Source organism: Oscillibacter sp. GMB15532 (assembly GCF_041020825.1).
In the GTDB taxonomy this organism is placed as follows: domain Bacteria; phylum Bacillota; class Clostridia; order Oscillospirales; family Oscillospiraceae; genus Oscillibacter.
This window is the reverse complement of record NZ_JBEVTO010000003.1, coordinates 130,640-156,644: the sequence shown is the minus strand read 5'-3', so window position 1 is coordinate 156,644 and position 26,005 is coordinate 130,640. Positions and strand designations below refer to the sequence as shown.

The 26,005-nt window shown below is 55.4% G+C and carries 19 protein-coding genes and 1 other RNA gene; 9 read left to right on the top strand and 11 right to left on the bottom strand.

Annotation, left to right across the window (positions count from 1 at the left end; genetic code table 11):
• Positions 1 to 233: 233 nt before the first annotated feature.
• From ABVS15_RS05045 to ABVS15_RS05025, 5 genes are all read right to left on the bottom strand, one after another.
• A complete protein-coding gene (locus ABVS15_RS05045) occupies positions 234 to 1,034 on the bottom strand; it encodes a hypothetical protein (RefSeq protein WP_369282662.1) in 801 nt (266 codons plus the stop codon).
• Positions 1,035 to 1,059: 25 nt separating this feature from the next.
• A complete protein-coding gene (locus tag ABVS15_RS05040; protein ID WP_369282661.1) occupies positions 1,060 to 2,337 on the bottom strand; it encodes a hypothetical protein in 1,278 nt (425 codons plus the stop codon).
• A gap of 27 nt (positions 2,338 to 2,364) precedes the next feature.
• Complete coding sequence (locus ABVS15_RS05035) at positions 2,365 to 4,167, bottom strand: ATP-binding protein (RefSeq protein WP_369282660.1); 1,803 nt, start codon at positions 4,165 to 4,167, stop codon at positions 2,365 to 2,367.
• A gap of 82 nt (positions 4,168 to 4,249) precedes the next feature.
• A complete protein-coding gene (locus ABVS15_RS05030) occupies positions 4,250 to 4,960 on the bottom strand; it encodes a response regulator (RefSeq protein ID WP_369282659.1) in 711 nt (236 codons plus the stop codon).
• Positions 4,961 to 4,981: 21 nt separating this feature from the next.
• Positions 4,982 to 5,524 carry an NUDIX domain-containing protein gene (locus ABVS15_RS05025; RefSeq protein WP_369282658.1) on the bottom strand — a complete coding sequence of 181 codons (543 nt, stop codon included), beginning with the start codon at positions 5,522 to 5,524 and terminating at the stop codon, positions 4,982 to 4,984.
• Positions 5,525 to 5,735: 211 nt separating this feature from the next.
• On the opposite strand from ABVS15_RS05025, the gene smpB reads away from it, so the two are divergent.
• The 5 genes from smpB to ABVS15_RS05000 all read left to right on the top strand — a co-directional run bounded on the left by smpB (position 5,736) and on the right by ABVS15_RS05000 (position 8,876).
• Positions 5,736 to 6,140 carry an SsrA-binding protein SmpB gene (gene smpB, locus ABVS15_RS05020; protein ID WP_293008446.1) on the top strand — a complete coding sequence of 135 codons (405 nt, stop codon included), beginning with the start codon at positions 5,736 to 5,738 and terminating at the stop codon, positions 6,138 to 6,140.
• 89 nt (positions 6,141 to 6,229) lie between these two features.
• Entirely contained in the window at positions 6,230 to 6,760 is a 531-nt protein-coding gene (locus ABVS15_RS05015; RefSeq protein WP_369282788.1) for a peptidylprolyl isomerase, read from the top strand.
• 42 nt (positions 6,761 to 6,802) lie between these two features.
• Positions 6,803 to 7,558 carry an SDR family NAD(P)-dependent oxidoreductase gene (locus tag ABVS15_RS05010; protein WP_369282657.1) on the top strand — a complete coding sequence of 252 codons (756 nt, stop codon included), beginning with the start codon at positions 6,803 to 6,805 and terminating at the stop codon, positions 7,556 to 7,558.
• A 167-nt stretch (positions 7,559 to 7,725) separates the two neighbouring features.
• Positions 7,726 to 8,088: a transfer-messenger RNA gene (gene ssrA / locus ABVS15_RS05005) on the top strand.
• Between the two features lie 386 nt (positions 8,089 to 8,474).
• Positions 8,475 to 8,876, top strand: a complete 402-nt coding sequence (locus ABVS15_RS05000) for a hypothetical protein (protein WP_369282656.1) — start codon at positions 8,475 to 8,477, stop codon at positions 8,874 to 8,876.
• A gap of 149 nt (positions 8,877 to 9,025) precedes the next feature.
• On the opposite strand, the gene ABVS15_RS04995 is transcribed toward ABVS15_RS05000, so the two are convergent.
• The 4 genes from ABVS15_RS04995 to ABVS15_RS04980 all read right to left on the bottom strand — a co-directional run bounded on the left by ABVS15_RS04995 (position 9,026) and on the right by ABVS15_RS04980 (position 15,155).
• Complete coding sequence (locus ABVS15_RS04995) at positions 9,026 to 9,913, bottom strand: hypothetical protein (protein WP_369282655.1); 888 nt, start codon at positions 9,911 to 9,913, stop codon at positions 9,026 to 9,028.
• Between the two features lie 83 nt (positions 9,914 to 9,996).
• On the bottom strand, positions 9,997 to 10,908 hold the full coding sequence (locus ABVS15_RS04990; RefSeq protein WP_369282654.1) for an iron-containing alcohol dehydrogenase: 912 nt from the start codon (positions 10,906 to 10,908) through the stop codon (positions 9,997 to 9,999).
• Between the two features lie 93 nt (positions 10,909 to 11,001).
• Entirely contained in the window at positions 11,002 to 13,773 is a 2,772-nt protein-coding gene (gene adhE, locus ABVS15_RS04985; protein WP_369282653.1) for a bifunctional acetaldehyde-CoA/alcohol dehydrogenase, read from the bottom strand.
• Between the two features lie 704 nt (positions 13,774 to 14,477).
• Positions 14,478 to 15,155, bottom strand: a complete 678-nt coding sequence (locus tag ABVS15_RS04980; RefSeq protein WP_369282652.1) for a hypothetical protein — start codon at positions 15,153 to 15,155, stop codon at positions 14,478 to 14,480.
• 171 nt (positions 15,156 to 15,326) lie between these two features.
• Here ABVS15_RS04980 and ABVS15_RS04975 point away from each other — a divergent pair, with 171 nt between their 5' ends.
• Both ABVS15_RS04975 and ABVS15_RS04970 read left to right on the top strand, forming a co-directional pair.
• Positions 15,327 to 16,130, top strand: a complete 804-nt coding sequence (locus ABVS15_RS04975) for a helix-turn-helix transcriptional regulator (RefSeq protein ID WP_369282651.1) — start codon at positions 15,327 to 15,329, stop codon at positions 16,128 to 16,130.
• Between the two features lie 253 nt (positions 16,131 to 16,383).
• Positions 16,384 to 18,384: an ATP-binding protein gene (locus ABVS15_RS04970; RefSeq protein ID WP_369282650.1), complete on the top strand. Its 2,001-nt coding sequence runs from the start codon at positions 16,384 to 16,386 to the stop codon at positions 18,382 to 18,384.
• On the opposite strand, the gene ABVS15_RS04965 is transcribed toward ABVS15_RS04970, so the two are convergent.
• The gene (locus ABVS15_RS04965; protein ID WP_369282649.1) at positions 18,365 to 19,051 is read right to left on the bottom strand and encodes a response regulator transcription factor; all 687 of its coding nucleotides are present in this window, start codon (positions 19,049 to 19,051) and stop codon (positions 18,365 to 18,367) included. The genes ABVS15_RS04970 and ABVS15_RS04965 overlap by 20 nt on opposite strands.
• Positions 19,052 to 19,228: 177 nt before the next feature.
• On the opposite strand from ABVS15_RS04965, the gene ABVS15_RS04960 reads away from it, so the two are divergent.
• Positions 19,229 to 19,480 (top strand): hypothetical protein, encoded by a 252-nt coding sequence (locus tag ABVS15_RS04960; protein WP_312635036.1) that lies wholly within the window; start codon positions 19,229 to 19,231, stop codon positions 19,478 to 19,480.
• A 15-nt stretch (positions 19,481 to 19,495) separates the two neighbouring features.
• Positions 19,496 to 24,250 (top strand): leucine-rich repeat domain-containing protein, encoded by a 4,755-nt coding sequence (locus ABVS15_RS04955; protein ID WP_369282648.1) that lies wholly within the window; start codon positions 19,496 to 19,498, stop codon positions 24,248 to 24,250.
• Positions 24,251 to 24,393: 143 nt separating this feature from the next.
• On the opposite strand, the gene ABVS15_RS04950 is transcribed toward ABVS15_RS04955, so the two are convergent.
• Entirely contained in the window at positions 24,394 to 25,992 is a 1,599-nt protein-coding gene (locus ABVS15_RS04950; protein ID WP_369282647.1) for an amidohydrolase, read from the bottom strand.
• Positions 25,993 to 26,005: the final 13 nt, after the last annotated feature.

Here is a 26,005-nt window from a genome sequence, read left to right as displayed (position 1 = left end):
GACTTCCATACCGAAAACAGGGTCCAAAACAAGTCAATTTTTTCACGTCCGCGCCGCCCGTCTCAGCAGGCTTTCCCCGCCATAGCCACAAAGCGGCCGCAGGCAGGCGCGGTGCGCCCGGCGCACAGTTACCATAACACATTTTACCACACATTTCAAGAAACACAATCAAAACTTTCAAGCTCTTCAAGAGGTGTTTCGCTTCGACAAAAGTTCCCTTTTTATTCCAATTTTTACGCGTGATCCACGGCACCGGTGACACAGTTCACATAGTAATCCACCGCGTCTGTATCCACACGCCACAGGGGCGTCAGCGTCAGGGCGGAGGCGGTATTTTGCAGCTCGTAACAGGGTGTCAGCCCCTTGACGGCGCTGACCACCGCGCCGGAGGTCCGCCGCGCCTCCAAAAACGCGGTAAGGGCGGTGGAAGCGGTCAGCAGGCTCTCTCCCTGCACCGCCGTGGAGTGCAGAGGAAGAAAGGTGCCGCTGACGGAACGCAGAACATTGTTTTCCGCTAAAAATGTGACGGTGCAGGCCTCCACTGGATAGCCCCTGCACAGCCGGTTTACGGTGACAGAGCCGCTGCCGGAGGCATCAAGCCACTCGTCCGGTGCCTCACATTCATAGCTGCGGCAAAAGCGGCGAACCAGGTTGGCGGGGGTTTTTCCCAGCTCCCCCACAATTTCAAACGCCCCGGAGGCGCGGAAAACCGCCCGTCCCAGCGCGGAGGTGTAGGTCAAAATGCCTCCCCCCTCATCCGCGACAATCAGCTCCGTGCCAAGAAAAACGGCGGCGGCGGACTTCTCCGCCTCCGCGTCCCGCTCCAGTGTCAGTGTCGGGGGAGGCGGGTCAAAGGTAACGGCGGCTTCGCTGAGGGTCATGCCCTCGGCGGCAAAGAGCTTCACCAGCTCCTCCGTGGCCTGCCGCCGGGCAGCGGTCTGCTGCACCTGACGCATTCCCAGCGTTCCCAGAAGGAACACGTTCATCAGCAAAAGCGTGAGAATGATGATACTTTTCAGGCGATGCGTCTCCATAATTCTCCGCTCCTCTCCCTGTTTCTTACTCTGCCAGCCACTGGGCGGCAGCAGTGCTCCCCCCGTCCACATAACGGACGGCAAGCTCCCGCCCCGGCCAGGCCCGGGCGATGGACAGCGCCTGCGCCAGCGGCAGCAGGCTCTCTCCGCTTTCGGCGGGGGTATACTGCCGCACCCGCAGGGTCAGCCGGACAATCGACGCCCCCTCCAGCGTCACCTCTGCGGCAAAACCCCCGTCCGCAAAGCGGATGGGAATCCCCGCGTACTGATAGCCAAAGTGCAGCGTGACGGAATCCTCGGCGGCAGCAAACTCCTGTAAAAACAATGCCCCGCTGCTCTGGTCGGGCAGCAGCCCATTCAGAAGCTGATAAACGCCCACCACGGTTTCCGTCTCCGTGGGGGCCTCTTCCTCGGATGCAATGCGCAGCGTTCCGCTGCCGCCCTGATAGGAAAGCGCTCCATCGGGGTAGATGCGCAGGTTTCGATCTCCTTCCACCACCACCTCCGCGCCGGAGGGCTCCGGATACCGGGCGTTGGTGTGAGGGTTGAAGGACAGGGCCTCCAGCACTGCGTCGGGATCCGCAATCCCGGCGGAGACGGAAAGATTTACAGGAGGGTCAAGCTGGTCGGAAAAGAGAGAAAAGTCGGCCACATGCCCGTCACTCTCCGGACGGTCAAAAGCAAACCATGCACTTCCAAGAGAATACTCCCGCACCAGCTCTCTCACGGCTTCGGTGGAAATGGCCGTGGTGCAGACAAAGCAGGCGCTCTCCCCGTCCCATGCGAACAGGCGCACCACGTTTTCATTTACCTGTACCAGCACCCGGCGGGCGGAGATCTCCCCTCCGCTCCACTGTGCGCCTACCACCCCTGACAAGATGGACAATGGCAGTGCGCCGCCAAAGTCATAATAGATGGAGCCGCCGGCATCCGTCCCCATTCGCAGCGCGGCGCGGAAATCCTCCACGCCGCACTTTTTCATTGTTCCGGCAGAGCCCAGCGCCTCCATCAAAAGATTTCCCGGCTTTGAAAAATCCTCATCCCCGGTGGTCAGGGCCAGTCCGGCCCAGCGTCCGTAAGCTCCTGTAACGGCCACCCGCGCGGGCAGCTCAAGATCCGTCAGCCCGGAAACACTCTGGGTTTTTTCGACCGAGCCCGAGGAAAACAGGTCGGAGAGATAGCCCCCGTCAGTCCGCAGGTTAAACAGCTGCGTCTGGACAAACAGCGCCACGGCGGAGACACTCAGCAGGACGATGGCGATATTTTGCAAACGGTTCCGCCGCTTTTTCGCTCTTTGGTCCATGTCCGCCCTCCTTCCTGTCTCCTTGCGTCATGCCTCCCGCCGGGTCTGGCGGAGGGGCAGCGTCAGCCGGACCGTAGTGCCCGGCCCCTCGTGGCGAACCAGCCGGATGGTGCCCTGATGCCGCTCCACAATCTCCTTGGCGATGGAAAGACCCAGGCCTGTTCCGCCGGACTCCCGCGAGCGGGCCTTGTCCACCCGGTAAAACCGCTCGAACACGTGCTCCCGGTCTTTTTCCGGGATGCCGATACCGTCGTCCGCCACCTCCATCCACACATGCTCCTCGGTGGTCCCGGCAGTAACCAGAATGCATCCGCCGTCGGGCGTGTATTTGATGGCGTTGCCTAAAATATTCATCATCACCTGCTCCAGCCGCTGGCGGTCGCCCTCGATGATGGGCAGGGTCTGGGCCGGCTCCAGCTTCAGCTCGTGGCCGTGGTGCTGCGCCTCCAGCGCGTTGGCCCGGACCACACTGGTGATGGCATCACCAAAGTCGAACCGGGCGCAGCTCATCTCCGTGTTCCCCGCGTCCAGCCGGGAAAGAGTCAACAGGTCCTGCACGATATGGGTCATGCGGTCCGTCTCGTTGATGATGATGTCCAGGAAATTGTCAGCGGTGTTCTGGGGGATATCTCCCCCGCTGTCCCGCAATGTTTCGGCATAGCTCCGCACGTTGGTGAGGGGGGTGCGCAGCTCATGGGAGACATTGGCCACAAATTCCTTGCGCCGCTCCTCGCTGCGATGGTGCTCCGTCTCGTCATGCAAAACCACCAGCACGCCACCGCTCACCTGATCGGAAAACGGGGCGAAGTATGCCTCCAGCGTCTTCTCCCCCACCACCATCTCCGTATCCGCATAGTTGGGCCGCTGAAGGGCCAGTATCTGCTCCAGCGGATACACGGCACCAAACAGCTCGTCGTAAATCGTTTCCTTCGGCACAGAGCGCTGCAAAAGCGCCGTGGCGGCGGGGTTGCAGTGGATCAGCTTCCCGTCGTGGTCAAAGGCGGCCACGCCGTCGGTCATGTGCAGGAAGAGGGTATCGAGCTTGTTCCGCTCGTTTTCCACGGCGTTCAGGCTGTCCTGCAGCACGTCCGCCATGTGGTTGAAGGTTCCGGTGAGAATCCCGATTTCGTCCGGCGATTCCACCGGCAGCTTGTTTCCAAAGTCTCCCCCTGCCAGCCGCTCCGCGCCCTCCGTCACCTTTTCAATGGGGCCGACGAGGGTTTTACTGAGGAGATAGCTGAACAGCACGGAAATCAAAAGCCCGATCACCAACGCCTGCATGATGATGGTAAAAAGCTGACTATTGAGGTTGGACACGGTGTCCCGGTTGTCCAGTATATAGATGATGTAGCGCCCTTCCTCCCCGGAAATGGGGATAGCCACATCCATGTAGTCCTCGGTCAGGTCGCTGCGGTCCCCCACCTCGCCGTTGAGGGCCTTAATTAGGTTTGGCGTGGACGCGAGAATCCCGCCGCTCTCCCCCGACTCCGCCAGCACCGCGCCGGAAGCTCCGTCCAGCACGTAATAGTTCCGGGAGCGATAGTCGATGCCGAGGCTTCCGGCGTTGGCCTCCAGAATTTTCTGCATCTGGACCGCGCCCTCCGGCGCGTCGGCGGCGGCCAGAAGGTCCGCCATAAAGCTGGCATTTTTAGCCGCAGCAACGCCGTCCGCCTCCGATGTGGAGCCGAACATATCGTTCATCTGCTCAAAAAAGCTGTCGATGTAAAAGCTGGCGACGTTGGTGGTGAGGAATGCGCCCACCGTGGCCATCAGCGAGGTAATCAACAGCAGCATAATCAGCATCAGCTTCATGTGGAGACTTTTGAACACGGCTGGCGCCTCTCTTCCTTCCGGAAATCCGGGGGCCTTGCCCCGGGATATTCCCCACCTGTTTCAGGGACCGTTTCCGGCTTTATGTCGCGAAATAATAGCCCGCCCCGCGCCGGGTGAGAATGTAGCGGGGGTTTGCCGGGTCCGTTTCGATTTTCTCCCGCAGACGCCGGACAGTCACGTCCACGGTGCGGGCGTCGTCACCCACGTAGCCATAGTTCCACACCTGCTCCATCAGATCGATGCGGGCGTATACCTTGTTGGGGTGGCTTGCAAGAAAGGTCAACAGCTCGTATTCCCGCTGGGTCAGCTCGATGACCTCCCCGCTGCGGAACACCTGATGGCTGTCGGTATTGATGGCCAAATCCCCCGCCACGGTCATGGCCGCCTCGGCGGCGGAGGCCGCAAGGGGAGCTGCCATGCCAAGCCTTCGGATATTCGCACCCACGCGGGCAATCAGCTCCCGCATGGAAAAGGGTTTTGTGATATAGTCGTCTGCCCCGATTTCAAGGCCAAGAACCTTGTCTGTCTCTTCCTCTCGTGCGGTGAGAATCACCACGGGTACGTTGTTACGGCTCTCCCGCAGGGCACGACACACGTCAAAGCCGTTCATCTTGGGCAGCATCACGTCCAGAAGGATTAAGTCCGGCTTTTCTGTTTGTGCTTTTTCCAGCCCGTCCTCCCCGTCGTATGCCTCCAGCGTGGCATAGCCCTCCCGCTGGAGGTTAAAGCAGATGATGTCCACGATATTTTTCTCGTCCTCCACGATCAATACTGTCTTTTTCGGTTCCATGGAGTCTCCTCTCTCAGCTTGTCAAAGGTTCAGTAACAGCTTGGCCTTCAAAACGGCGGCAACGGTTTTCCCGTCCTCAATCTCGCCCCGAAGGCAGCGGTGCGCCAGCTCCTCCATGGGAATGCGCTCCAGCCGGAGAAACTCGTCCTCGTCGGGCCGGGCCTCGCCCATTGTAAGGCCCCGGGCTAGGAAGAGATACAGCTCCTCTCCCAGACAGCCCGGGGAGGGCAGGATTTTTCCCATGGGCAAAAGCTCATCCGGAACCGCGCCCGTTTCCTCCAGCAGCTCCCGCAGGGCGCCTGCGGCCGGTTCCTCGCCCTCCTCCAGCTTTCCCGCCGGAATCTCCAGCAGCGTTCTGCCGAAGGCATAGCGGTACTGTATCACGGTCAAAACATTGTTTGCCCCGTCCAGCGCTACCACGGCGACGCACGGGCAATGGTCCGCCACCTCCCGGAAAGCGGTCTTCCCATCGGGCAGACGCACCTGATCCACATGGACGTTCAGCAGCTTCCCGGTAAATACATCCTGCCGGGAGAGGACTGTTTCTTCCAGATTTTCAACCATTTTAAAGGCACCTTCGCTTCTTTATTATTATCTTTAGCCATTATAGCAAAGAACCAAAGGGATGACAACGTTTCTTTTACTTGAAGATTGGGCAGGATTATGCTAAACTACCATCATCTTACAGAACGGAACCCGAAGGGAGGCGCTTTCCACGGAGAAGAAGGGAATCAAAATTGCGGCCCAAAACCGCAAGGCGTACCACGATTACTTCGTGGAGGAGAAATTCGAGGCGGGCATCGAGCTGTTCGGCACGGAGGTGAAGTCCATCCGGGCCGGAACGCTGAACCTGAAGGATGCCTGGTGCTCCATTCAGGACGGCGAGCTGTTTGTCAACGGCATGCATATCTCTCCCTACGAAAAGGGCAACATCTTTAACCGCAACCCCGAACGGGTCCGGAAGCTTTTGATGCACAAGTCGGAAATCCGAAAGCTTCAGGCACTTGTGAAGCAGGACGGATATACTCTCATTCCCCTGTCCGTCTATTTCAAGGATGCAAGGGTGAAGCTTGAAATCGGCGCCTGCCGCGGCAAGAAGAATTACGACAAGCGCGAAACCATTGCCAAGAGGGACGCGGAACGGGAGATGGACCGCCACATGAAGGAGCGGAACCGCTGAGTTCCCGGCTGCGCAGTCACTTGCTCTCCTCGGCACGCGGCACTTGATTGAAAACCCAATGAAAGAAAGGAATTTTTAATATGTCTGAAATGAAAAATCCCATTGCCACTATTACCATGGAAAACGGCGCGGTGATGAAGGCAGAGCTGTATCCCGACAAGGCCCCCAACACGGTGAATAACTTCATCGCGCTGGCCAACTCCGGCTATTACGACAAGCTGATTTTCCATCGCTGCATTCCCGGCTTTATGATTCAGGGCGGCTGCCCTCAGGGCACCGGCACCGGCGGACCCGGCTATTCCATCGCCGGCGAGTTCTCCGGCAACGGCTTTGCCCAAAACGATGTGGTTCACACGCTGGGCGTTTTGTCCATGGCCCGGACCATGGCTCCCAACACCGCGGGCAGCCAGTTTTTCGTCATGGTGGACGACGCGCCCCATCTGGACGGGCAGTATGCCGCTTTTGGCAAGGTGACTGAGGGCGCAGACGAGGCCGTGCGCATCTCCAAGGTGAAGGTGGATTTCAGCGACAAGCCCCAAACCCCGGAGGTCATTGCCTCCATCCGGGTGGATACCCAAGGCGTGGAATATCCCGCTCCGGAGAAAAAGGCCGAGCGCTAAGCGCGGCGGTTGCCTGATTTTCAAGGAAAGGGAGCGCGTTTTATGAAAATCGCCATCGTTACCGGCGCGTCCTCGGGGCTGGGCCGGGAGTTTACCCGCCAGCTTATCTCCGAATACCCGGAGGTGGAGCAGCTCTGGCTCATTGCCCGACGGCGGGACCGGCTGGAGGAGCTGGCAAAGTCCCTGCCCCGTCCGGCGCTGTGTCTGGGGCTGGATTTGTGCGACCCCATGAGCTTTACCGTGTTGCAGGAAAAGCTTTTATCCGAGCAGCCGGAGGTGCTTTTGCTGGTGAATAACGCGGGCGTGGGCTACTGGGGCAATCTGGGCGAGACGGACACGGTGCTTCAAACCCGCATGATCGATCTGAACCTGCGGGCGCTCACCGCTGTCACCGGCCTGACGCTTCCCTATGTTCCCCGGGGCGGGCGGATTCTGGACGTGTCCTCCATCGCCGCCTTCTGTCCCAACGCCCGGATGACGGTCTACTCCTCTACCAAGGCGTTTGTCTCCCACTTTACCGTGGGGCTGGGCGAGGAGCTTCGCGGGCGCGGCATCTCTGTCACCGCCGTGTGTCCCGGCCCCATGGCCACGGAGTTTTGTGACACGGGCGGAATCACCGGCAACTCGAAAATGTTTGAGCTCCTCCCCTACTGCGATCAGGTGCGGGTGGCCCATGGTGCGCTGCTGGCGGCAAAACGCCGCAGAAGCATCTATACCCCCACGGCGTTTTATAAGTTTTACCGGCTGGCGGCGAAGCTGACCCCGATGAAACTGATGGCAAAGCTGACAAAGACATAAATTTCATGAAATTGTAACATACTTCCGGGTGGGAGTATGTTATAATTTCAAAAGAGCAATCCGCATTCAGATCCAAGCACCCATTCTAACTGTCTGCGAGGGTTCGCGCCATTGTTTTTCGCCGCCGTGGTGGAGCGGCTGGCAGGGCGCGCCGCGCGGCAATATATGGGGGTGTACCGGTTTCGACGGGGATATGGAGGCGGGACCAGCGGGCGGATGCGCCTGTCATCCAAAAAACGGGCAAATTATAAATTAAACAACAATAATACTGTTGCTTACGCTGCCTAATTAGGCAGCCGTCCGACCCGGAAGGACCGCGAGCCGGGAAGGGCGTCGTTTAGCGGTAAATGTGCGTACGCAAAGCTTTGCGCGTACCATAAATTATGAAGCTCACCTGACCCGCCGGCGTGACGGCTTGCCGGCGGAGAGGGGAACTGGGAGAGAAAGACTTCCAAAATAACCGCCTGCGCCCGGAGAACGTCTCGTTAAAGTGTTTTCGGACGGGGGTTCAACTCCCCCCACCTCCACCAAAAAGGAGCCTTGAGAAATCAGGGCTTCTTTTATTTTTACTTAGGACGGCAATGGATTGGCGGTTTTAGCAATGGCAACTGTTTAATTTCACACGTTAAAGCATTTGCACACAAAATCTTAAAAATTGCACACGAATTTGGACACGGAATTGCACACAAAAAATTTCCCCGCAAGAACCGGCCGGCTCCTACGGGGGATTGATTTATTTCTTCGCCTCGCTCTCGGCAGTGAGGTTCTTAACGGAAACTTTAAAACCTCTGCCACGGGAACCCGCCAGCTACGCGGAAAAGCGCCGCCACATTATTTACATACGTGCCTTAAAAAGAGAAAAGCATTTTATTCTGAAGGCCAGTCGCATATATCCTGATACTAAGGGGGCGATGTAATGTACAACAAAATAACAGATAGTTTTCTTGATGTTTTCGACGGTGAAACCGGCCTTTACATGGGCCACTCCCATTTTACGCTAACGGAGGGATCTGAGAAGAAGCTGCTTGATTTTCTCAATTACAATAAGGTTCCCAATACTCTTGTCCTGCTGAATGTATCCTTATCCGATACCTCCTCAAATTATATTCCGCCGGAGCTGTTTCAAAAGCACAGCCGAACTTCAGTGCTGTTTATTGATGTCGTTGACACCTATTCCCAAAAGCTTATTCCCATCGAAATTGAGATGAGCTATGATGTTCTGGTAAGAGGAAACTTGTCTGAAAACCCATATTATTTTGAAAGCGTTGAGTTGGGAAATATAAAAATTTTAGATGTAAATTACAGGTACATCCAATAATGCCTCGCTTTAGAGCAAAAAAATTCCCCGGAACCTGCCGACAGTTACGTTCCGGGGAGTTCGTCATGCGCGGACAGCTTTAAACCTGTCAAGATACCAAAGTTCAGGTAAAGGCGGCGCAGCATTGCTGCGCCGCGTTTATCAGTTGCTTATGCAATTCGGGCCAGCCACTTCAGATCATGAGGCTCAAACACGGCGCTGCGGTACGCTTCCAGGTTCAGCGGTGTGCCGTCCCAGTCGGAGTGAATGTCGCCGTTCTGTTTGATAAGGATATCGTACAAAACAGCGTAGGTCACACCGCTCCTGGGGTCCTGCTCTACAATGGTGCTATATGGGAGGGTCTTGTGGTAGGTTAGCTCCAGACCGCGGTAATCAAAATGAAAACCGCAGCGCATCCGGCAGCCTTCCAGTCCGGTGTAGACGGCAATTCTCTTCAAATCCTGCAAAATCTGGTCGCCCGTCTCCTCGTAAAGGTTATCGGGCGTGGTGGCGGTGTAGTCAAACCGGAATTGGACAGAGCTGCCGGGAATGTTGCTGAACCGGTCCAGATAGGGGATCAGAGCCGCCACAGGATAATCCTGATAGAGGACGCAGTTAATCCGGAAAGGAACCGCCAGCTTGGCCAGCAGCTGATCGTTGGACTCCACCACATACCGCTGCATATGGCGGGAGACATTCATGCAGGTGATTTTCTCCCGGTTCCGCTGGGTAAACGCCACGATGTCCTCCTCGGACTGATACTCGGACACAGGAAGTGTGGTATTGATGTAGACCTTGTGTGTGGCAGGAATCTTATCCAGCATTATCTGGAGAGAATCCAGATTGGCAAGAGGCTCTCCCCCCGTAAACACATAGTCGCAGTGAGGTGTGACGGCATTCATCCGCTCAATGCTCTGGCAGATTTTTTCAACAGAAAAACCGTCCGGATTTGCATATTCGCCCTTGTTGATACAAAAGGGACAGTGGTTGCGGCAGTCATACGGAACAAAAATCGTGATTGTTGCCCCGCCCTCCCGTGTTTTATACGGATAGTTCATAGTGATAGACCTTTCAGAGTAGTGCATACGTCTGGACGCCATAGGATGGACGGTAATAGGGCCGCCAGCTTGCCTGCAATCTTTTAGAAAAGCGCCTCACAGGCCTCCCACAGCGTTTGAATCCCTGATAAGTTCAGGTCATGGGCCAGCGTTTCTATGCGATCCCGCTGGGTGGCTTTTTCTGTGGTCAACGGATAAAACGGCGCTGCGAAATCAATAGATTCCATCCCGTTCCCGTAAGCCGCACCTGCAAGCGCCGCCGCGTTATGAAGCTTTTCCAGCGCGACAGGACAACCGCCTTCAGCAGCCTTCAGATTGCTTAGCACCGCCCTTACTGCCTGCCCCAACAATCCCTGCGTATATTCGCAGCAATCGGGGCTAGCAAATGCCCGAATCGACTGCGAGAGCGTGGCAAGTCCGCAGGCCTTGATCTGCGCCGGAGACAGACTTTCGGTGAAACGGGCATCCGTGACCGAAATTTCCGGAAGCAGCTCGAAACTATTGATAACGCAGATATCCCCGGAATCATTTTTCAGCACGCAAAATGGGGAGCTCTGTGCCCCGCTGCCAAAGGAAGTGGCCACCAGCACCTGCTTTGCTTTCATGCCGGTACGAATGCGGGCGGGAGATTCTGCTGCCGCCGCCAAATCTAATTCCGGATTCTCATACAGCAGCCAGAGCGCCTTGGCGGCACTCATCGCCGCGCCGCCGCCGATGCCCACGATCACGTCCGGCTCGAATTCCAACAGCTTTGGCAGGCCGCTGCGGAGGTCGGCAAAGGACGGCACGGCGCCTATGGAGAAAAATTCAGCCGTGCGGATGCCCTGCTTTCGCAGCTGCCGACCAATCGAAGAAACGATGCCATTCCGATACAGTCTCGGATTTGATACCAGAAGCGCGCGCTTCATATGATAGACTTCGCTTAGTTCCCGCAAAGCCACATTTGCACAGCCATTCTTAAAATAAACCTTTTTGGGAAGATTCAACATATTCATCGGATATCCTCCAACTTACCAAACGGTCAGGAAGCCGGCGCCGGCAGGCGCCGGCTTCCTGAGAAATTGAGGCGGCAAAGAAATTGCTGGTGATCAAATAAACCCGCCGACTTTGTCCACGCCGATTTCTGCGGAGAGTCCCATGGGATAGGCTGCATGCGTATCGAGGGGCAGCGTGACCGCTACTTCCAGGACATCGCCGAACTTCTCAATGAACTTCTCGTTACCGTAGAAGGCTCTCAGGTAACAGGCCTTCAGCTCTTCAATCTTGGGGTATACGGGATTGCAGCCGGTGCATGCGTCGTGGAACGCCCACTCGGACATCTGGTCGACGGCGGCCAGGAAGTCCGCTTCCCACGCCTTGGCTTTCTTCTCGGGGTGTGCTTCCACCAGCCAGTCGCAGATCGTCTCGGGAATATCCACGTCCTTTTTCAGCTGTTCGGCAGCCTTGATCCAGTTTTCAAAGGTCTCCTCGTCGGTTGCACCCTTGACGCCGATGAGTTCACCCAGCTGGACATAGCGCTCAAACGCCTGCGGGTACTTATACTGGGAGAAGGTCCCCATATGATAGGGGTGCTTCTGGGCATTGAAGCGGCAGACATAGGGGAACAGCAGCGCGTTGGCGGTTCCGTGGGGGATGTGGAACCAACCGCCGATCTTGTGGGACAGGGAATGGTTGATCCCGAGGAATGCGTTGGCGAAGCCAATGCCTGCCAGGCAGGAGGCGTCGGCCATTTTCTCACGGGCAACGGGGTCGCTCTTCGCGCCCTTGAACGCAGAACGATAGGCCCGCGGCAGATAATTGAATACCATTTTTGTGGCATCCCGGCAGAAGCCGTCGGTATACTCGGTGGCAAAGGTGGAGACATAGGCTTCCACCGCGTGCGTCAGCACGTCGTAGCCGGAGGCCTGGGTCGCTCTCGGAGGAAGCGCCATCATGTTCTCTGCATCGATAATGGCCATTTCAGGCATCATCTCATAGCCGACCAGAGGCCACTTCATGCCAGTGTTGGCGTCAGAGATAATAGTGAACGGCGTGCACTCAGAACCGGTACCGGCTGTGGTGGGGATGCAGACCAACTTGGCCTTCTCGCCCATCTGCGGGAAGAAGCGGACTCTCTTGCGGATATCCAGGAAGATGGTCGCCATATCCAAAAACGCCTCTTCGGGATGCTCATACATGATCCACATGATCTTGGCGGTGTCGATTGCGGAGCCGCCGCCCACAGCGATGATGACATCAGGCTCAAACTCGTGCATCTTGGGCAGACCCTTCATGGCGTCTTGAATCTGCGGGTCCACCTGAATATCAAAGAACTCAGCAGTTTCAATCCCCAGATCATGCAGCTGGTTGAGAATGGCATCACAGGCGCCCATCTGATAGAGGTTGGCGTCGGTAATGATAAAGGCGCGTTTAAAATCATAAACGTGCTTCATTTCCCGCAGGGCCACGGGGGTGCAGCCGGTCTTATGATAAACCTTTTTGGGCAGCTGAAGCCACAGCATATTTTCTTTCCGGTTGGCAACAACCTTGATGTCCAGCAACTGTTCGAAGTTGGTGTTGCCCATGTACGCGGAGTGACCCACAGAGCCGGGCCCTAACGTCAGCGACGGAGCAATATCGAAGTTATACAGATCACCGATGCCGCCAAACGCGGTAGGCGTATTGATGAGGATGCGCCCGGCCTTCATTTTTTCGGCGAAGCGGTCAATCTTCTTTTCTTCCGTGGGGTCTATGTACAGCGCGGCAGAATGGCCTGCGCCACCCTCGTAGACCAGCTTTGCGCAGATCTCAAAGGCTTCGTCCAGCGTGTCGGCCTTAAACATACCCAGCAGAGTGGTCAGCTTTTCATTGGCCCAGGGATTTTCGTGGGAGGTGTCGTTTGTCTCGTAAATCAGAACCTTGGCATCATATGGCACCTGAATTCCGGCCATCTCGGCAAGGCGAGCGGCGGTCTGACCAACGGCGGGAGGATTTACACCGTGATTCTTAGGATTGTAGAACACCTTGGCCACCTTGGCGGCCTCTTCATCATTCAGGAAATAGCAGCGGGCATCTTTCAGTAAGGCCTTCACCTCGTCATAGACGCTGCTCAGCACCGTGATATGCTGCTCTGTGGCGCAGATCATTCCATTATCGAATGTTTTGGAGTGAATAATAGATTCCACAGCCATCCGCAGATCTGCCGTTTCGTCGATGACGACGTTGCAGTTGCCGGGACCCACGCCGATGGCGGGTGTGCCGGAAGAATAGGCTGCATGAACCATGCCGGCGCCGCCGGTAGCCATAATCAGGTCTACATTCTTCATCAGCGCATCGGAAATTTCCAGGGTGGGCGTCTCGATCCAGCTGATTACGTGCTCCGGAAGCCCTGCCTCAATGGCGGCGTCCCGTATAATTTTAGCGGCGGCGATGGAACATTTCACAGCATGGGGATGCGGAGAGAGGATGATGGCATTTCTGGTTTTCAGGGCAACCAGCATTTTAAAAATGGTGGTAGAGGTGGGATTGGTGGTAGGCGTAACGGCTGCGATTACACCCTTGGGAGAGGCCACCCGCTTGGTACCAAAGGCACGATTTTCTTCAATAATGCCGCAGGTTTTCGCGTGACGCATATAATTCCACATATGCTCGGAAGCATATTGATTCTTTGTTACCTTGTCCACAACAATGCCGTAGCCTGTTTCCTCGCAGGCCATTTTAGCAAGTGGAATCCGCATCTTGGACACCGCCATGGCGGCCTTTTCACAGATAGTATCTACCTGCTCTTGTGTAAAGGTAGCATACTCCTCCTGAGAAGCGCGAATGATAGGAAGAGCCTGCTCGAATGCTTCTACCGAATTAATTAATAATGCGTTTGCCATAAATATGCCTCCCTTTTCAATTTGCACCTGTTTTTGCTGTGAATTTTTTAACTTGGATGATTTTATCGTCTCCTTTCTTTTCAATCCAAAAAGCGCGCAGTCGTGAAACCGACGATTTCAGCAGGACACCCTTATTCATGACTTGTCACACGCTGGAGTGACTGGTTTCCGTTTCTTCTTCCATACCACAGCGCATCAATGAAGATGCCGTTCCCCACCATCCGGAACTGATGCTGTGGCAATATCTGCTGCAAAACCCGTAAGACCTGTCCAACGAGGCTACGGTTGTGAACTCAATCTGTGGTCCCGCCTTTTCGGAGCTCTGCTCCGTGGACTCCGGCACCCCGGCGCCGGATAGCTGCTCGGTTTTTTATTCAAATTTCCAGGCCTCCGAACCCAGCGGTATAGCTATAATATCTAAAAACCAAAAATTAATCTAACTCAAAATTTATATATTAATTCAAAATTTATTGCTAAACAATAATTACTTTCCTGCAAAAAAATAATCGTAGTATTAGATTTCCAGACAAATATATCGGTTGATTCGACATTAGAATCAATCTTATCGTAAAATTTGCGATTGTCAGATTGCTGTAAATATCTGCGTTCTTATGCCGTTGGGCTTTTTTGCATTGGGAGCTACGAAAAAAAATTTGATTTATTTAAAAAAGCGCAGTAGAATGTGAAATATACCTACACAATTTCTAGGTTGCTGAGATAATTGCGGCAGTACCGCATAACAGAATAAAAATTTTCGCGCCAGCCTCTGAAAACAGGCCGCCATGGATTGGCGCCGCTTGATAGCAGAGACAAGCCGAATCAGGCCGACAGGCAGCGCCTGTCAGCCGGGACCAGATTTGCCGGTGCAAACAAAATGTTCGATCTGACGAATACTTACGCGGCTCTTTGAAGGGGACGAGGCAGTGATGGTGGTGGAATTCACATTCGTACCCTTTTTCAGCAGCAGGCCCTCTGTCTGAGATCGCAAAGAGGAGCAAAGAGCCGACGTTCTGCTGTAAGATGAGTGCCACAAAAAAGGAGGGTTGATGAATCCCCGGAGTCACGGGAAGCACAATCGGAAAAGAAGACGCCGCAGAAGTGACGACCGAAACCCCGATTCGGTGAAACTTTACTGCGGCGCTCATCATTAAAAACAGTTGACCGATCACATGCAGACTCCTTGCAGGGGCAAGAAGTTTTTCCGTGCTGTCGCGCCGGGTCATTCCTGCGGCAGCACCTGAATAAGAATTTTTGCCACATTGAAGAAAGAAAAACGCTACCAGTTTTAGACGAAAAAAATAATGATCGCCCAAGTTCCCCATAAATGCGTTCCTGTCGGCAGATAGCGGCCAACTCCTTTCGGCTGGGTTTTCTTCCAACATGATTGGGGGCTCTTCTTTAAAGAAAGAGAGAGTAATTTTCAAGCTTGCTATTCCGTAAACAATTGGTGATTACACGCTTTTGGAGGATTGCTCCTTGCTGTCAATTACCTGTTAGGATAGGTGATAATTATGTTGTCGAATTTCAGAAGTGATCTGGAGTCATTGAATGGCTTGGAAGCGGACAGCATCAGGACCCTGTGCTACGACCTTCCTTCCGGTTATCAGGATTGCTATAGGACTTACGAATATACTAGATTATGCACAATCACGCAGGGAGAAAAATGCATTTCCGTTGACAATAAAACCCTAAAATATGATTCCAGCAAAATTCTCATTCTGCCATCTCAGGCAAAAATAGGAATGAAAATATATAAACCCACAAAAGCAATTGTTTATGAGCTTAACAATATCGTCATTGACCGCGTGAGTGAAGAAATTTCTAATGAGTACTCTTTGAATCTCTCCTTCTTTCTAAATGAAAAATTTTATTTGGGAAGCAATAATTTTGACGAACTCTTAAGTAAAATCAGAGTGGAGCTATGCAAAGATAACAGATCTGATTTTATTATTGATTTGTATACTCAGGAGCTTGTTTATCACTTAATTCAGAATGAAGCAATCAGGCAATTATTGTTAGATAACAATAATGCCGTAAATAAAGCAATCAGATATATGCACAGCAATTATACGAAGCCGGTGTGTATCAAAGAGATTGCATATAATCTAGGCATGTCAGAATCAGCCTTATGCCAGTATTTTAAAAAGATAACCGGGATGAGCCCAAATAAATATTTTACAAAAATAAAATTGGAAAAGGCAAAAGAAATGCTTAGGGATATTAGCGTTACGGATGTAGCCTTTAATTTGGGTTATCTAAATATTTCTTATTTTATTGCTATTTTTAAAAAGATGTATGGATTAACGCCAAAGCAATATAAGATGAAAATACATAATATTGAGAACATTATTGAGTGAACGCGTACGCTCTTGCCTCAATAACCGCGCAAGTGCAGGATTGTTCCATTGCCGGGTAACTCTATTCTCTCAGGGACTGCAACCCAATTTACGAATCTTTCTTGATACTGTCTATAAAAAGGCCGGGGCACTTGCCCCGGCTTTTTTGTCTGCATTCTGCCCGGCGCTTGCTTCCCCGCATTTTGCACCTTGCATGCGGGCGCTTTTACAGCTAAAATAAACCAAGAATTGTTTCTGGTGGGAGGTGGTTTTCATGCAAGCGATCATCAAGCGGCATACTTTGACGGCAATCCTCCTCGCGGCGATACTGACGCTGGCCGCCCTGACGCTGCTGGTCCGGCTTCCCAATCTGCACGGAGACACGCTCAACACCGTTACGCTTGCGGAGCAAAGCGCCGGATACGATCTACGCGAGATTACAAGCTGGAATAAACGCGCCATTATATTACTCCCCGGCTCAACTTACTATCCCAACACTCTGCTGACGCCGGAAACCGCCGACGCAGCCACGCCCGTCAGCACAGACGAACTTGCCGCGCTGCGGGCGGACTACCTCTCCCAACGCTTTGTGCTCCGCCTGCCCGACACCAATGACGCGTATACACTGACATTTAAGCTCTCCGGACGGCACGCCATGCGCGTGTATGTGAACGGCACTTTGGCGGGAGAAACGGGCCGCGTGGGAACCACAAAGCAGGACACCGAGGTGTGGGAAAATCATATCACCATCCCCGCCTCCCCCAAAAACGGCAAAATGGACATCCTTATAAACAGCGCGCAGTTTTACCACGCCCGGGGCGGCGCGAATCTGGCGACACTCACCATTCAAAAGGCTGCCGAAACCGTTACCCCCCGCCTTTCCGAGCCGCTGAAGGGTTTGGCGATGACGGGCGCGCTTTTATGCGCAGCTGCGCTTCTCATGAGCGTCTATCTGTTCCTCTCCCACACAAAGGCGACGCTGTATTTTGCGCTGGCCTGCCTTGCTATGGCGCTGCGGGAATGCGTGCAAAGTCAGGCATGGACCTATTTCCCCGTGGACGGGAATACCGCGTTCATGCTCGAATACCTCAGCGTGGCGCTGTTGACCATCTTTTTGTCCCTATACTTGGGGCAATACGCCGCAGGGCCGATTTTGCGGGGCATTCAAATTGCCGCCATAGCCGGTTCACTGGTGTACGGCGGGATAACGCTTCTGGGAGACTCGCTGCTATATACCAGCCTGCTGAAATTTTATCAGCTATGGCTTGTTGTGTGCATCGTTTGCGGCACTTCGGGCCTGTTTTGGAACATGCGCCGCCCCAGCCGGGAGCAAGCGACCGTGCTGTACGGCATCGCGGTGTTTTACCTCGCCGCCGTAAGCGATATCGCCATGTACCGCGATCTGTTCGGAGCCGTCTATCCCAACGCCCCCACTTCCGAAGCGGCTATGCTGATTTTCACCGTGGCGCAGACCGTTTCCCTGTTTTTCATGAACAGCCGGGTGCTGGCTGAATCCAAGAAGGCAGAGCAGCGCCTTGCGGCGGACAAGGCGGCACTGGAAAAGCTGGACCGGATGAAAACAGAGTTCCTCGGCAACGTCTCTCACGAGCTGAAAACACCCCTCACCGTCATGTCCGGCTATGCGCAAACCACGAATCAGCTTTCGGAGCAGCTTCCCCCGCCCCTCTCGAGCGAAGTGTCCCGCCGAATGGCCCTGATTTCCTCCGAGGCGGAGCGTCTCTCCCTCATGATCGGCCAGGTGCTGGACGTAACCCGCATGGAGGAGGGGCGCATGGTGATGGAGCCGGTGCGCTGCCATCTGGACGAAATCGTCCACTCCGCCGTCACCACCCATTACCCCGTGCTCAACAAGAACCAAAACCGCCTGCGCATTCGGATTGACCGGGGCTTGCCCGACCTTTATGCCGATCCCACCCGTATCTCGCAGGTAATTGTAAACCTGATTTCAAACGCCGTCCGCTTCACTTCCGACGGAGAGATTAGCCTCTTTGGCGGGCAGGACGGGAATCAAGTTCTGATCCGCGTGTCGGATACCGGCGCGGGCATTGCCCCGGAACGGCTTCCCCACATTTTTGAGCGATACTATCAAAAAGAAACATCCGGCGCCGGTCAAGACACCGGCACCGGACTGGGGTTATATATTTGCAAGCATATCGTGGAGCAGCACGGGGGCGCTATTTGGATTGAAAGCCTTGAGGGCCACGGCACGTCTGTTTTCTTTACCCTGCCTGCCGCTAATACCGAACCTTGCTGAAAATATATTCGCTTTTCCCTGCGCTTGCCAGCTCGAACCAGCCGCCCTCGTCCAGTCGGAGCTTCCGGCGCAGATTTGCCACATGGGCCTTCACGGTTCCCGACGCGCTGGGAGACTGCTCACCCCACGCCCGGCGGTAGATATCCTCCGACCCCAGCCGCTGCCCGGCAAACAGGGCAAAGCAGCCCAAAAGCTGCAATTCTTTCAGCGTCAGCGGAATCCGCTCTCTGTCCAGCACGGCCATTCCCGCCAGAAAATCCACCGTCAGGGGCGGCAGCTCAATCACTCCGGCGGACAGAAAGCCGTTGCGGCGAAGCTGCGCCGCGACCCGCGCGCTTAAAACATTTAGATCATAGGGCTTGGTGACGTAATCGTCTCCGCCCTGTAAAAGGCCCTTTACCACGCTCTCATTTTCATTCCTGCAAGTCAGGAAGATGATGGGGGCGTTGGTTTTTGCCCGCAGCTCGGCACAGAAATCAAAGCCCGAACCGTCCGGCATCATCACGTCCAGCAAAATGAGATCCGGCGCGTGCTCCTCCAGTGCAAACCGCGCGGCGGCAAGCGTGGGGGCACAAACGGTTTCATACCCCTTGCCCTTAAAATATTCCCGGTTAATTTCCAGCACGTCGGCCTCGTCCTCAACAAGCAGCAGCCTTGCCTTCCTCATCTCATCGCCTCCATCTTCAAGCCCACAGTACCACATCCCCGGGTAAAAATCCAGCGTTCCAAAACATTTTAAAACCCGGTAAAGAAATCTTTACCTTTTACACGCAGGGAGATTCTTCCTCTACAATAAGAGCATACAAAAAAGATAGCAACCGCAGCGGAAACGGAGGTGATACATATGCCGCAGATCACCCGGGTGGATATTCTGGACGGACAGACGTTGGATATTGAGCTGAGCAACGGCCACCTAATTCTGTTTGACACCCGGCGGCTGCCGGAGGCAGACCTCCGCTACGACTGCCTGCGGGCGATGGAGCTACTGCCCCGCCCCGACACTGACGGACGCAGCGTCTACTGGCGGGACGGCCCCAGAATCGGTCTGGATCAAATTTTAAGCCTGCTTACAAAGCAGGAAACCCCAAACGAATAAGGAGGTATTTTCCGAATGAAACAACACTTAAAAAAACTATGCGGCACATTCCTCGCGCTCTCTATGCTTCTGACGCTTCTGCCGGTAACGGCATTTGCGGCGGACGCCACCATCGACCTGTCCACCCTCGGCACGACACCAAGCGGCTCCGGCTGGTCATACGACAGCGGCACACAGATGCTCGCCATCGGAGACAGCGGTTCCTATAACATCACAGGGACATCCTCCGGCTCCGGTCTGGGAATTAGCGCACCCAACAACGGCTTTCAGATCACCGGCGCATCCTTCGCGGTTTCCCCCGCCGGTATTCAGGCGGGCCAAAGCGTTCAAATCAAAGAAAACAGCTCTGTGACCGGCGGGGGTGGCATTTACGCCATCAATTCCGCCGCCGACGTCTTGATCAATGGCAGCGCAGTTGCCCTTTCCGGCTCAATCTACGCTGTTCGTGCGGCCACCAACGTCCTCATTAACGCCAGTACGGTGAATCTTTCCTCTGACAGCGGCCCAGCCGTCAGCGCCGGAGGCGTCGTAACCATTTCCGGCGGCACGGTCAATCTCTCCGGCGGAACCTACGCCGTGCAGGCCGGTGAAATCGTCATCACCGGCGGCAGCGTCGATCTGTCGGGGACGTCGGGCGCGTTCAGCGCGCGGCCCAAAAACGGGGGCAACTCTCCCGTCTACCTTGTCACGCTGACCGGACTGCCCGCAAACAAAACGGTTTCCGTAAGTACGTCGCCCGCGGGCTACAACCTCACGGGAGCCGTCTCCGACTCCTCCGGCCACCTTTATCTCTGGCTGCCCACAGGAGTGACGCCTATTTCCTTTACTTTGGACGGCACCAACTATTCCGGAAACCCGACGGTAGCGGCAAACGACTTGAACACGCTGCGTCTGACCGGCGACAGTTCGGGCGATCTTTCACGCTACTTTACCGACGACAACTTCCGTGCGGCGGTGCTCGAACTGCTGAACAAAGAGGACGGGGACGGCATCTTCGCCTCGGAGCTTTCCGTGGTTACAAGCCTTGACGTATCCAACCGAAGTATCGCGAGTCTTAACGGTATTCAGTACTTTACCGGGCTGACGTCTCTCAGGTGCGACAACAACAGACTGACCTCGCTGGACGTCTCCGGTCTGTCCGGCCTCACAGCGCTGTTTTGCAACAACAACAGACTGACCTCGTTGAACATCTCCGGCCTGTCCGGCCTCATAACTCTGAATTGCGCCATCAACGAGCTGACCTCGCTGAACGTCTCCGGACTGACGGCCATCAAATATCTGTACTGCAGGAGCAACAGACTGACCTCGCTGGACGTCTCCAGCCTGTCCGGCCTCATAACGCTGGAGTGCTCCTACAACAAGCTGACCTTGCTGGACGTCTCCGGCCAATCCGCTCTTATAAATCTGTACTGCAACGACAACCGTCTGACCTCTTTTGACATCTCCGGCCTGCCTGCTTTCAGAAATTTGAGCTGTTCCAATAACATGCTTGGCGGCGCGCTGGATGTGTCCGGCAGTCCAGGCCTCAGTACACTGCTGTGCTGGAATAACCGGCTGACCGGGCTGGTCTTGCCGTCCAGAACATTGGAAACAATTGACTGTTCCTATAACTGGATGACCGGTATTTCCTCCGTCTCAGGCACCATTAACGAGGAGCAATACGGGACGCAGCATCCAGGCATCTGTGCCGTTTTGGAGATCACAGTGGAACTTCCGTCCTCTCATGTGGCCGGAATACCGCTGGCTCTCTCAGTGACCGTTTTCCCGGCGGATGCCACCAGCAATGAGGTTGTCTTTGAGGTTGACATCCCAAATTTCGTGAAAGCATCAATTGAGAACGGCGTTTTGACCGCTGTTCGGCCCGGAACGCTGTCTCTATGGGCTTTTATCGAAGGAGGGAACTACAATGGCACCAATTTTAGTTGGCAGGGCTCCATGGAAATCACCGACACAGACATTACCTCGGCATTTACTGACCCCAACCTTCTGTCGATGATACGGTATACGCTGGGCTATTCCTCAGAAATCCCGGTTCATCAATACGAGGTATCCCGGATCACGGAGCTCAACATCGCCAACCGGCATATCACCAGTCTTGACGGGCTCCAATATTTAACCTCTCTGAAAACGCTCAACTGCAAAAACAATGATCTTACCTCGCTTAGCTGCTCCAATCTGCCGTCCACCCTTGAAACGCTGGATTGCAGCAGTAACGAACTGACCGGACTCGACCTCTCCGGCCTGCCAAACCTTACGTCACTGGACTGCAGTTACAACAATCTTACCTCGCTTCACAGCTCCAACCTGCCGTCTACCCTCACCTCGCTGAGGTGCAGCGCCAATCGTCTCACCTCGCTGACTCTCTCCGGCCTGTCCCACCTGGCATATCTGGATTGCTCCGCCAACGAGCTGACCTCGCTGGACGTCTCCGGCCTGTCCAGCTTGACAACGCTGTACTGCTCCACCAACGAGCTGACCTCGCTGGACGTCTCCGGTCTGTCGGGGCTCACATATCTGAATTGTTCCTCCAATGAGCTCACCTCGCTGACCCTTTCCGGCCTGTCCAGCCTGGCAACGCTTTCCTGCGGCTTCAACCAGCTCACCGAGCTTGATCTTTCCGGTTTAGCCAGCCTTGCAGCGTTTTCCTGCGACTTCAACGAGCTGACCGAGCTTGATCTTTCCGGCCTGTCCAGCCTCACAACACTTTCCAGCAACAACAATAATCTGACTTCGCTGGATCTCTCCAACCTGTCCGGCCTCACCACACTTTTCTGCAACTCCAACGAGCTGACCTCACTGGACGTCTCCGGCCTATCCAATCTCACTATGCTTTCCTGTGACTCCAACGGGCTGACCGAACTCGACCTTTCCGGTGTGCCCGGACTGACCTCGCTGAACTGCTCCTCCAACGAGCTGACTTCACTGGACGTCTCCGACTTGTCGGGCCTCACAATGCTGTACTGCTGCAGCAACCGCCTGACCGGGTTGGATGTCTCCGGCCTGTCGGACCTCACTGAGCTTTTATGTAACGACAACGAGCTGATTTCGCTGACTCTCTCCGGCCTGTTCAGCCTGACATATCTGGATTGCTCCTCCAACGAGCTGACTTCACTGTCTCTTTCCGGCCTGTCGGGCCTGACAACGCTGTACTGCTACAGCAACCGTCTGACGGGGCTGGATGTCTCCGGCCTGTCCAGCCTGACAACGCTGTACTGCTACTACAATCAGATGTCCTCCGTGGCCTCCGTGGTGGGCTATGACAGCTCCCTGACTACATTCTTTTCCTTTGATCCGCAGGGTCAGGCCCCCGGGCCGACGGGGTATACCGTCATCGTCGTAAACAGCTACGCGGTTGTTTCCGGTGCAGGCGGCTACAGTACGGGCGCGCCGGTCTCCATTGACGCGGGCAGCCGCAGCGGTTATACCTTTGCCGGATGGACCTCCTCCGGCGGTGTGTCCTTCACAAATGCGGGCAATGCCGCGACCACCTTTACCATGCCCGCGCAGAACGTTACCGTGACGGCAAACTGGAACAGCAATGGCGAAGACAGTAGCTCCGGCGGTGGCGCTTCCTCAACTCCCGCGCCCACAACCTCCGGCTCCACCGCAACCACAACCGTGACCCCCATCGTGAAAAACGGCGCGGCAACGGCTTCTGTCCCCGCATCTCAGGTGACAAGCGCGCTGGAGCAGGCGCAGAAGGCAGCAAAAGCCTCCGGTGAAATGCCAAAGGTTGAAATCAAACTGCAAAGCACCTCCGGTGTTTCCAGCGTGGCAGCAACCATTCCGCAGGAATCCGTAAAATCTCTTGTCTCTGGTAATGTGGGCGGTCTGACCGTTTCCAGCAGCCTTGCGTCCGTCACCTTCGACGCGGCGGCGTTGACCACCATTTCCGGCGCATCTTCCGGCGACGTGACAGTGTCCGCCGCCCGGGTGGATGCCTCCGCACTGCCTGCGGCGGTTCAGGCTCTTGTGGGGAGCCGCCCGGTGTATGAATTCACTGTCACCGGCGGCGGCAAGACAATTTCCCAGCTCGGCGGCGTCGCTACCGTTTCCGTGCCCTATACCCTTGGCGCGGGCGAGGACCCCAACGCCGTGATTGTCAGCTATCTCAACGCAAGCGGTAATCTGGAAACCGTCTTGAGCGGCCGTTATAACGCGGCCACCGGCACGGTGACGTTCACCACCACCCACTTTTCCAAGTATTCCGTGGGCTACAACAAGGTGACTTTTGCCGACGTGTCCGATTCCGCGTGGTACGCTGACGCCGTCACCTATCTCGCCGCCCGGGGCGTTACCGGCGGCACGACGGACACAACCTTCACCCCCGGCGCGACACTAACGCGCGGGCAATTTATCACCCTGCTTTTGAAGGCATACGGCATTGAAGCAGTCAACGGCACAGAGGATAACTTTGCAGATGCCGGAAGCACCTACTACACCGGCTATCTGGCGGCGGCAAAGCAGCTTGGCATTACAAGCGGCGTGGGTAACAACAACTTTGCACCAACCCAGACCATCAGCCGCCAGCAGATGTTTACCCTGCTGTATAACGCACTAAACGCGCTGGCCAAGCTTCCCGAAGACGATTCCGACAAGGCGCTCTCCGACTTTACGGACAGCGGCAGCGTCGCGCCCTACGCGCAAAAAGCCATGGCCTATCTGGTGGAAGCCGGGGTTGTGGGCGGCAAAAACGGATATCTCCTGCCCCAAAGCTCCTCCACCCGTGCACAGATGGCGCAGGTGCTTTACAATCTGCTGCGCAGGTAACCCGGTTCATCCGGTTTACAGGCAATCTAAACGGCGAGGGCCGGCACATAAACGTGTCGGCCCTCGCCGTCGTGTTGACCCGGACATTTAGATCCGATACTACGGACCTGAATGGAAAATGCTATGAGACAACGCGCAGGCGGTTATACCCCGCTTCTCTCGTACACCAGCTTTCCGCCAAGATACGTACTTCTGACCTGAATGTCTTTAATTTTCATGGGGTCCATGGCAAAAACATCCTCGTCAAGCACAATAAAGTCCGCCAGCTTTCCGACTGTGACGGTCCCCTTAATATTCTCCTCGTAGGACGAATACGCCGCGTTTTTTGTGTACATGCACACTGCGTCGTACACGCTGATGCAGTTTTCCGGGTACCAGCCGCCCTCGGGCTTGCCCTCCAGATTTTTGCGGGTCACAGCGGCATAAATGGCCTCCCACGGGTCGTGGGGCGTTCCGGGCGCGTCCGAGCCGCCGGTGAGAAGAATCCCCTCCCTGAGCAGCCTGCCAAACGGATTGACGTACGGCGCGCGGGCCGCGCCGACGCGCGCTTCAATCCACGGCATATCCGTGTGGATAAACATGGGCTGTATATCCACCATAACGGGGAGCTTTTTGATGCGCTGGATCACGTCCTCATTCAGGACGGACATATGAATCATGCGGAAGCGCGGGTCGGGCTTTGGATTTTCACGATACACCGTTTCAATGGCGGTGGTAAGCATGTCCGCGGCCCGGTCACCGATGACGTGCACAGCAACCTGAATATTGCGCTCATAGGCTGCTCTGATACGGGCGGTCATTTCCTCCTGCGTATAATTGGCCTGGCCGCAGGTGTCGGGCCTGTCGCTGAAAGGCTCCAGCAGGGCGGCGGAATAGCCGCCAAAATTGCCGTCCGCATACAGCTTGTAAAATCCGTATTTTACCATGTCGTCCCCAAGGCCAGTGCGGATGCAGCAGTTGGGCAGTTCGTCATAGCCGAGGTAAATCCGCGCGGTCAGGCGGCCTTCCAGACTCAGCTCCTGATAAGCGTTTGTATATTCCATCAGATCCACATGCCTGCCCTGAATTGCGTGCACACCGGTCAGGCCGTGGGTATTCAGCTCATGAATGGCCTTTTCCAACACATTTTTCTTGGCCTCCAGCGACGCAAGCTTGTCGGGCACCAGCGATGCAAGCCTTGCGCCCGCGGCGTCGCAGACAACGCCCGTCGGCTCTCCCTCCGCATCAAACCGGACGTTGCCCTCCACCTCCGGCTTAAAGTTCCTGTCAATGCCCGCCGCTTTCAGCGCCAGAGAGTTGGCCGAGAAGAAGTGCATGCAGCTTCGTGAGAGCAGCACCGGGTTATTCGGGCAGGCCTCGTCCAGATCATAGCGGGTGGGCATTGCCTTGCTGCCTGTAAAGAACTCATTGTCAAATCCAAAGCCGTAAATCCACTCGCCTGCCGGGACATTTTCGGCATACTTCCGAAGCGTCTCCTTCAGCTCCTCCATGGACCCGACGTGGCCCAGCATCAGCTTTTCAAAGTTGCCGGCATAGGAATAGAGATGCTCATGGGTGTCGATCAGTCCCGGAAGCACCACCGCCCCCCGCAGGTCAACGGTTTCATCAGCCATGCGCCGGGCCTCGTCGTCCGCGCCGCAGTAAATGAATTTACCGTCGCGCACTGCGAATGCCGAGCACACCGCCCCCTCCCGCTCCATGGTGTATACCTTGCCGTTTATATAGGCCGTAGAATTAAACATTGGTCACTCCTTT

What these genes read in the sequence shown, in the direction of transcription:
- ABVS15_RS05045 (WP_369282662.1), bottom strand. Translation starts at nt 1,034, where the DNA reads ATGGAGACGCATCGCCTGAAAAGTATCATCATTCTCACGCTTTTGCTG.
- ABVS15_RS05040 (WP_369282661.1), bottom strand. Translation starts at nt 2,337, where the DNA reads ATGGACCAAAGAGCGAAAAAGCGGCGGAACCGTTTGCAAAATATCGCC.
- ABVS15_RS05030 (WP_369282659.1), bottom strand. Translation starts at nt 4,960, where the DNA reads ATGGAACCGAAAAAGACAGTATTGATCGTGGAGGACGAGAAAAATATC.
- ABVS15_RS05025 (WP_369282658.1), bottom strand. Translation starts at nt 5,524, where the DNA reads ATGGTTGAAAATCTGGAAGAAACAGTCCTCTCCCGGCAGGATGTATTT.
- ABVS15_RS05015 (WP_369282788.1), top strand. Translation starts at nt 6,230, where the DNA reads ATGAAAAATCCCATTGCCACTATTACCATGGAAAACGGCGCGGTGATG.
- ABVS15_RS05010 (WP_369282657.1), top strand. Translation starts at nt 6,803, where the DNA reads ATGAAAATCGCCATCGTTACCGGCGCGTCCTCGGGGCTGGGCCGGGAG.
- ABVS15_RS05000 (WP_369282656.1), top strand. Translation starts at nt 8,475, where the DNA reads ATGTACAACAAAATAACAGATAGTTTTCTTGATGTTTTCGACGGTGAA.
- ABVS15_RS04995 (WP_369282655.1), bottom strand. Translation starts at nt 9,913, where the DNA reads ATGAACTATCCGTATAAAACACGGGAGGGCGGGGCAACAATCACGATT.
- ABVS15_RS04990 (WP_369282654.1), bottom strand. Translation starts at nt 10,908, where the DNA reads ATGAATATGTTGAATCTTCCCAAAAAGGTTTATTTTAAGAATGGCTGT.
- adhE (WP_369282653.1), bottom strand. Translation starts at nt 13,773, where the DNA reads ATGGCAAACGCATTATTAATTAATTCGGTAGAAGCATTCGAGCAGGCT.
- ABVS15_RS04980 (WP_369282652.1), bottom strand. Translation starts at nt 15,155, where the DNA reads ATGTTGGAAGAAAACCCAGCCGAAAGGAGTTGGCCGCTATCTGCCGAC.
- ABVS15_RS04970 (WP_369282650.1), top strand. Translation starts at nt 16,384, where the DNA reads ATGCAAGCGATCATCAAGCGGCATACTTTGACGGCAATCCTCCTCGCG.
- ABVS15_RS04965 (WP_369282649.1), bottom strand. Translation starts at nt 19,051, where the DNA reads ATGAGGAAGGCAAGGCTGCTGCTTGTTGAGGACGAGGCCGACGTGCTG.
- ABVS15_RS04960 (WP_312635036.1), top strand. Translation starts at nt 19,229, where the DNA reads ATGCCGCAGATCACCCGGGTGGATATTCTGGACGGACAGACGTTGGAT.
- ABVS15_RS04955 (WP_369282648.1), top strand. Translation starts at nt 19,496, where the DNA reads ATGAAACAACACTTAAAAAAACTATGCGGCACATTCCTCGCGCTCTCT.
- ABVS15_RS04950 (WP_369282647.1), bottom strand. Translation starts at nt 25,992, where the DNA reads ATGTTTAATTCTACGGCCTATATAAACGGCAAGGTATACACCATGGAG.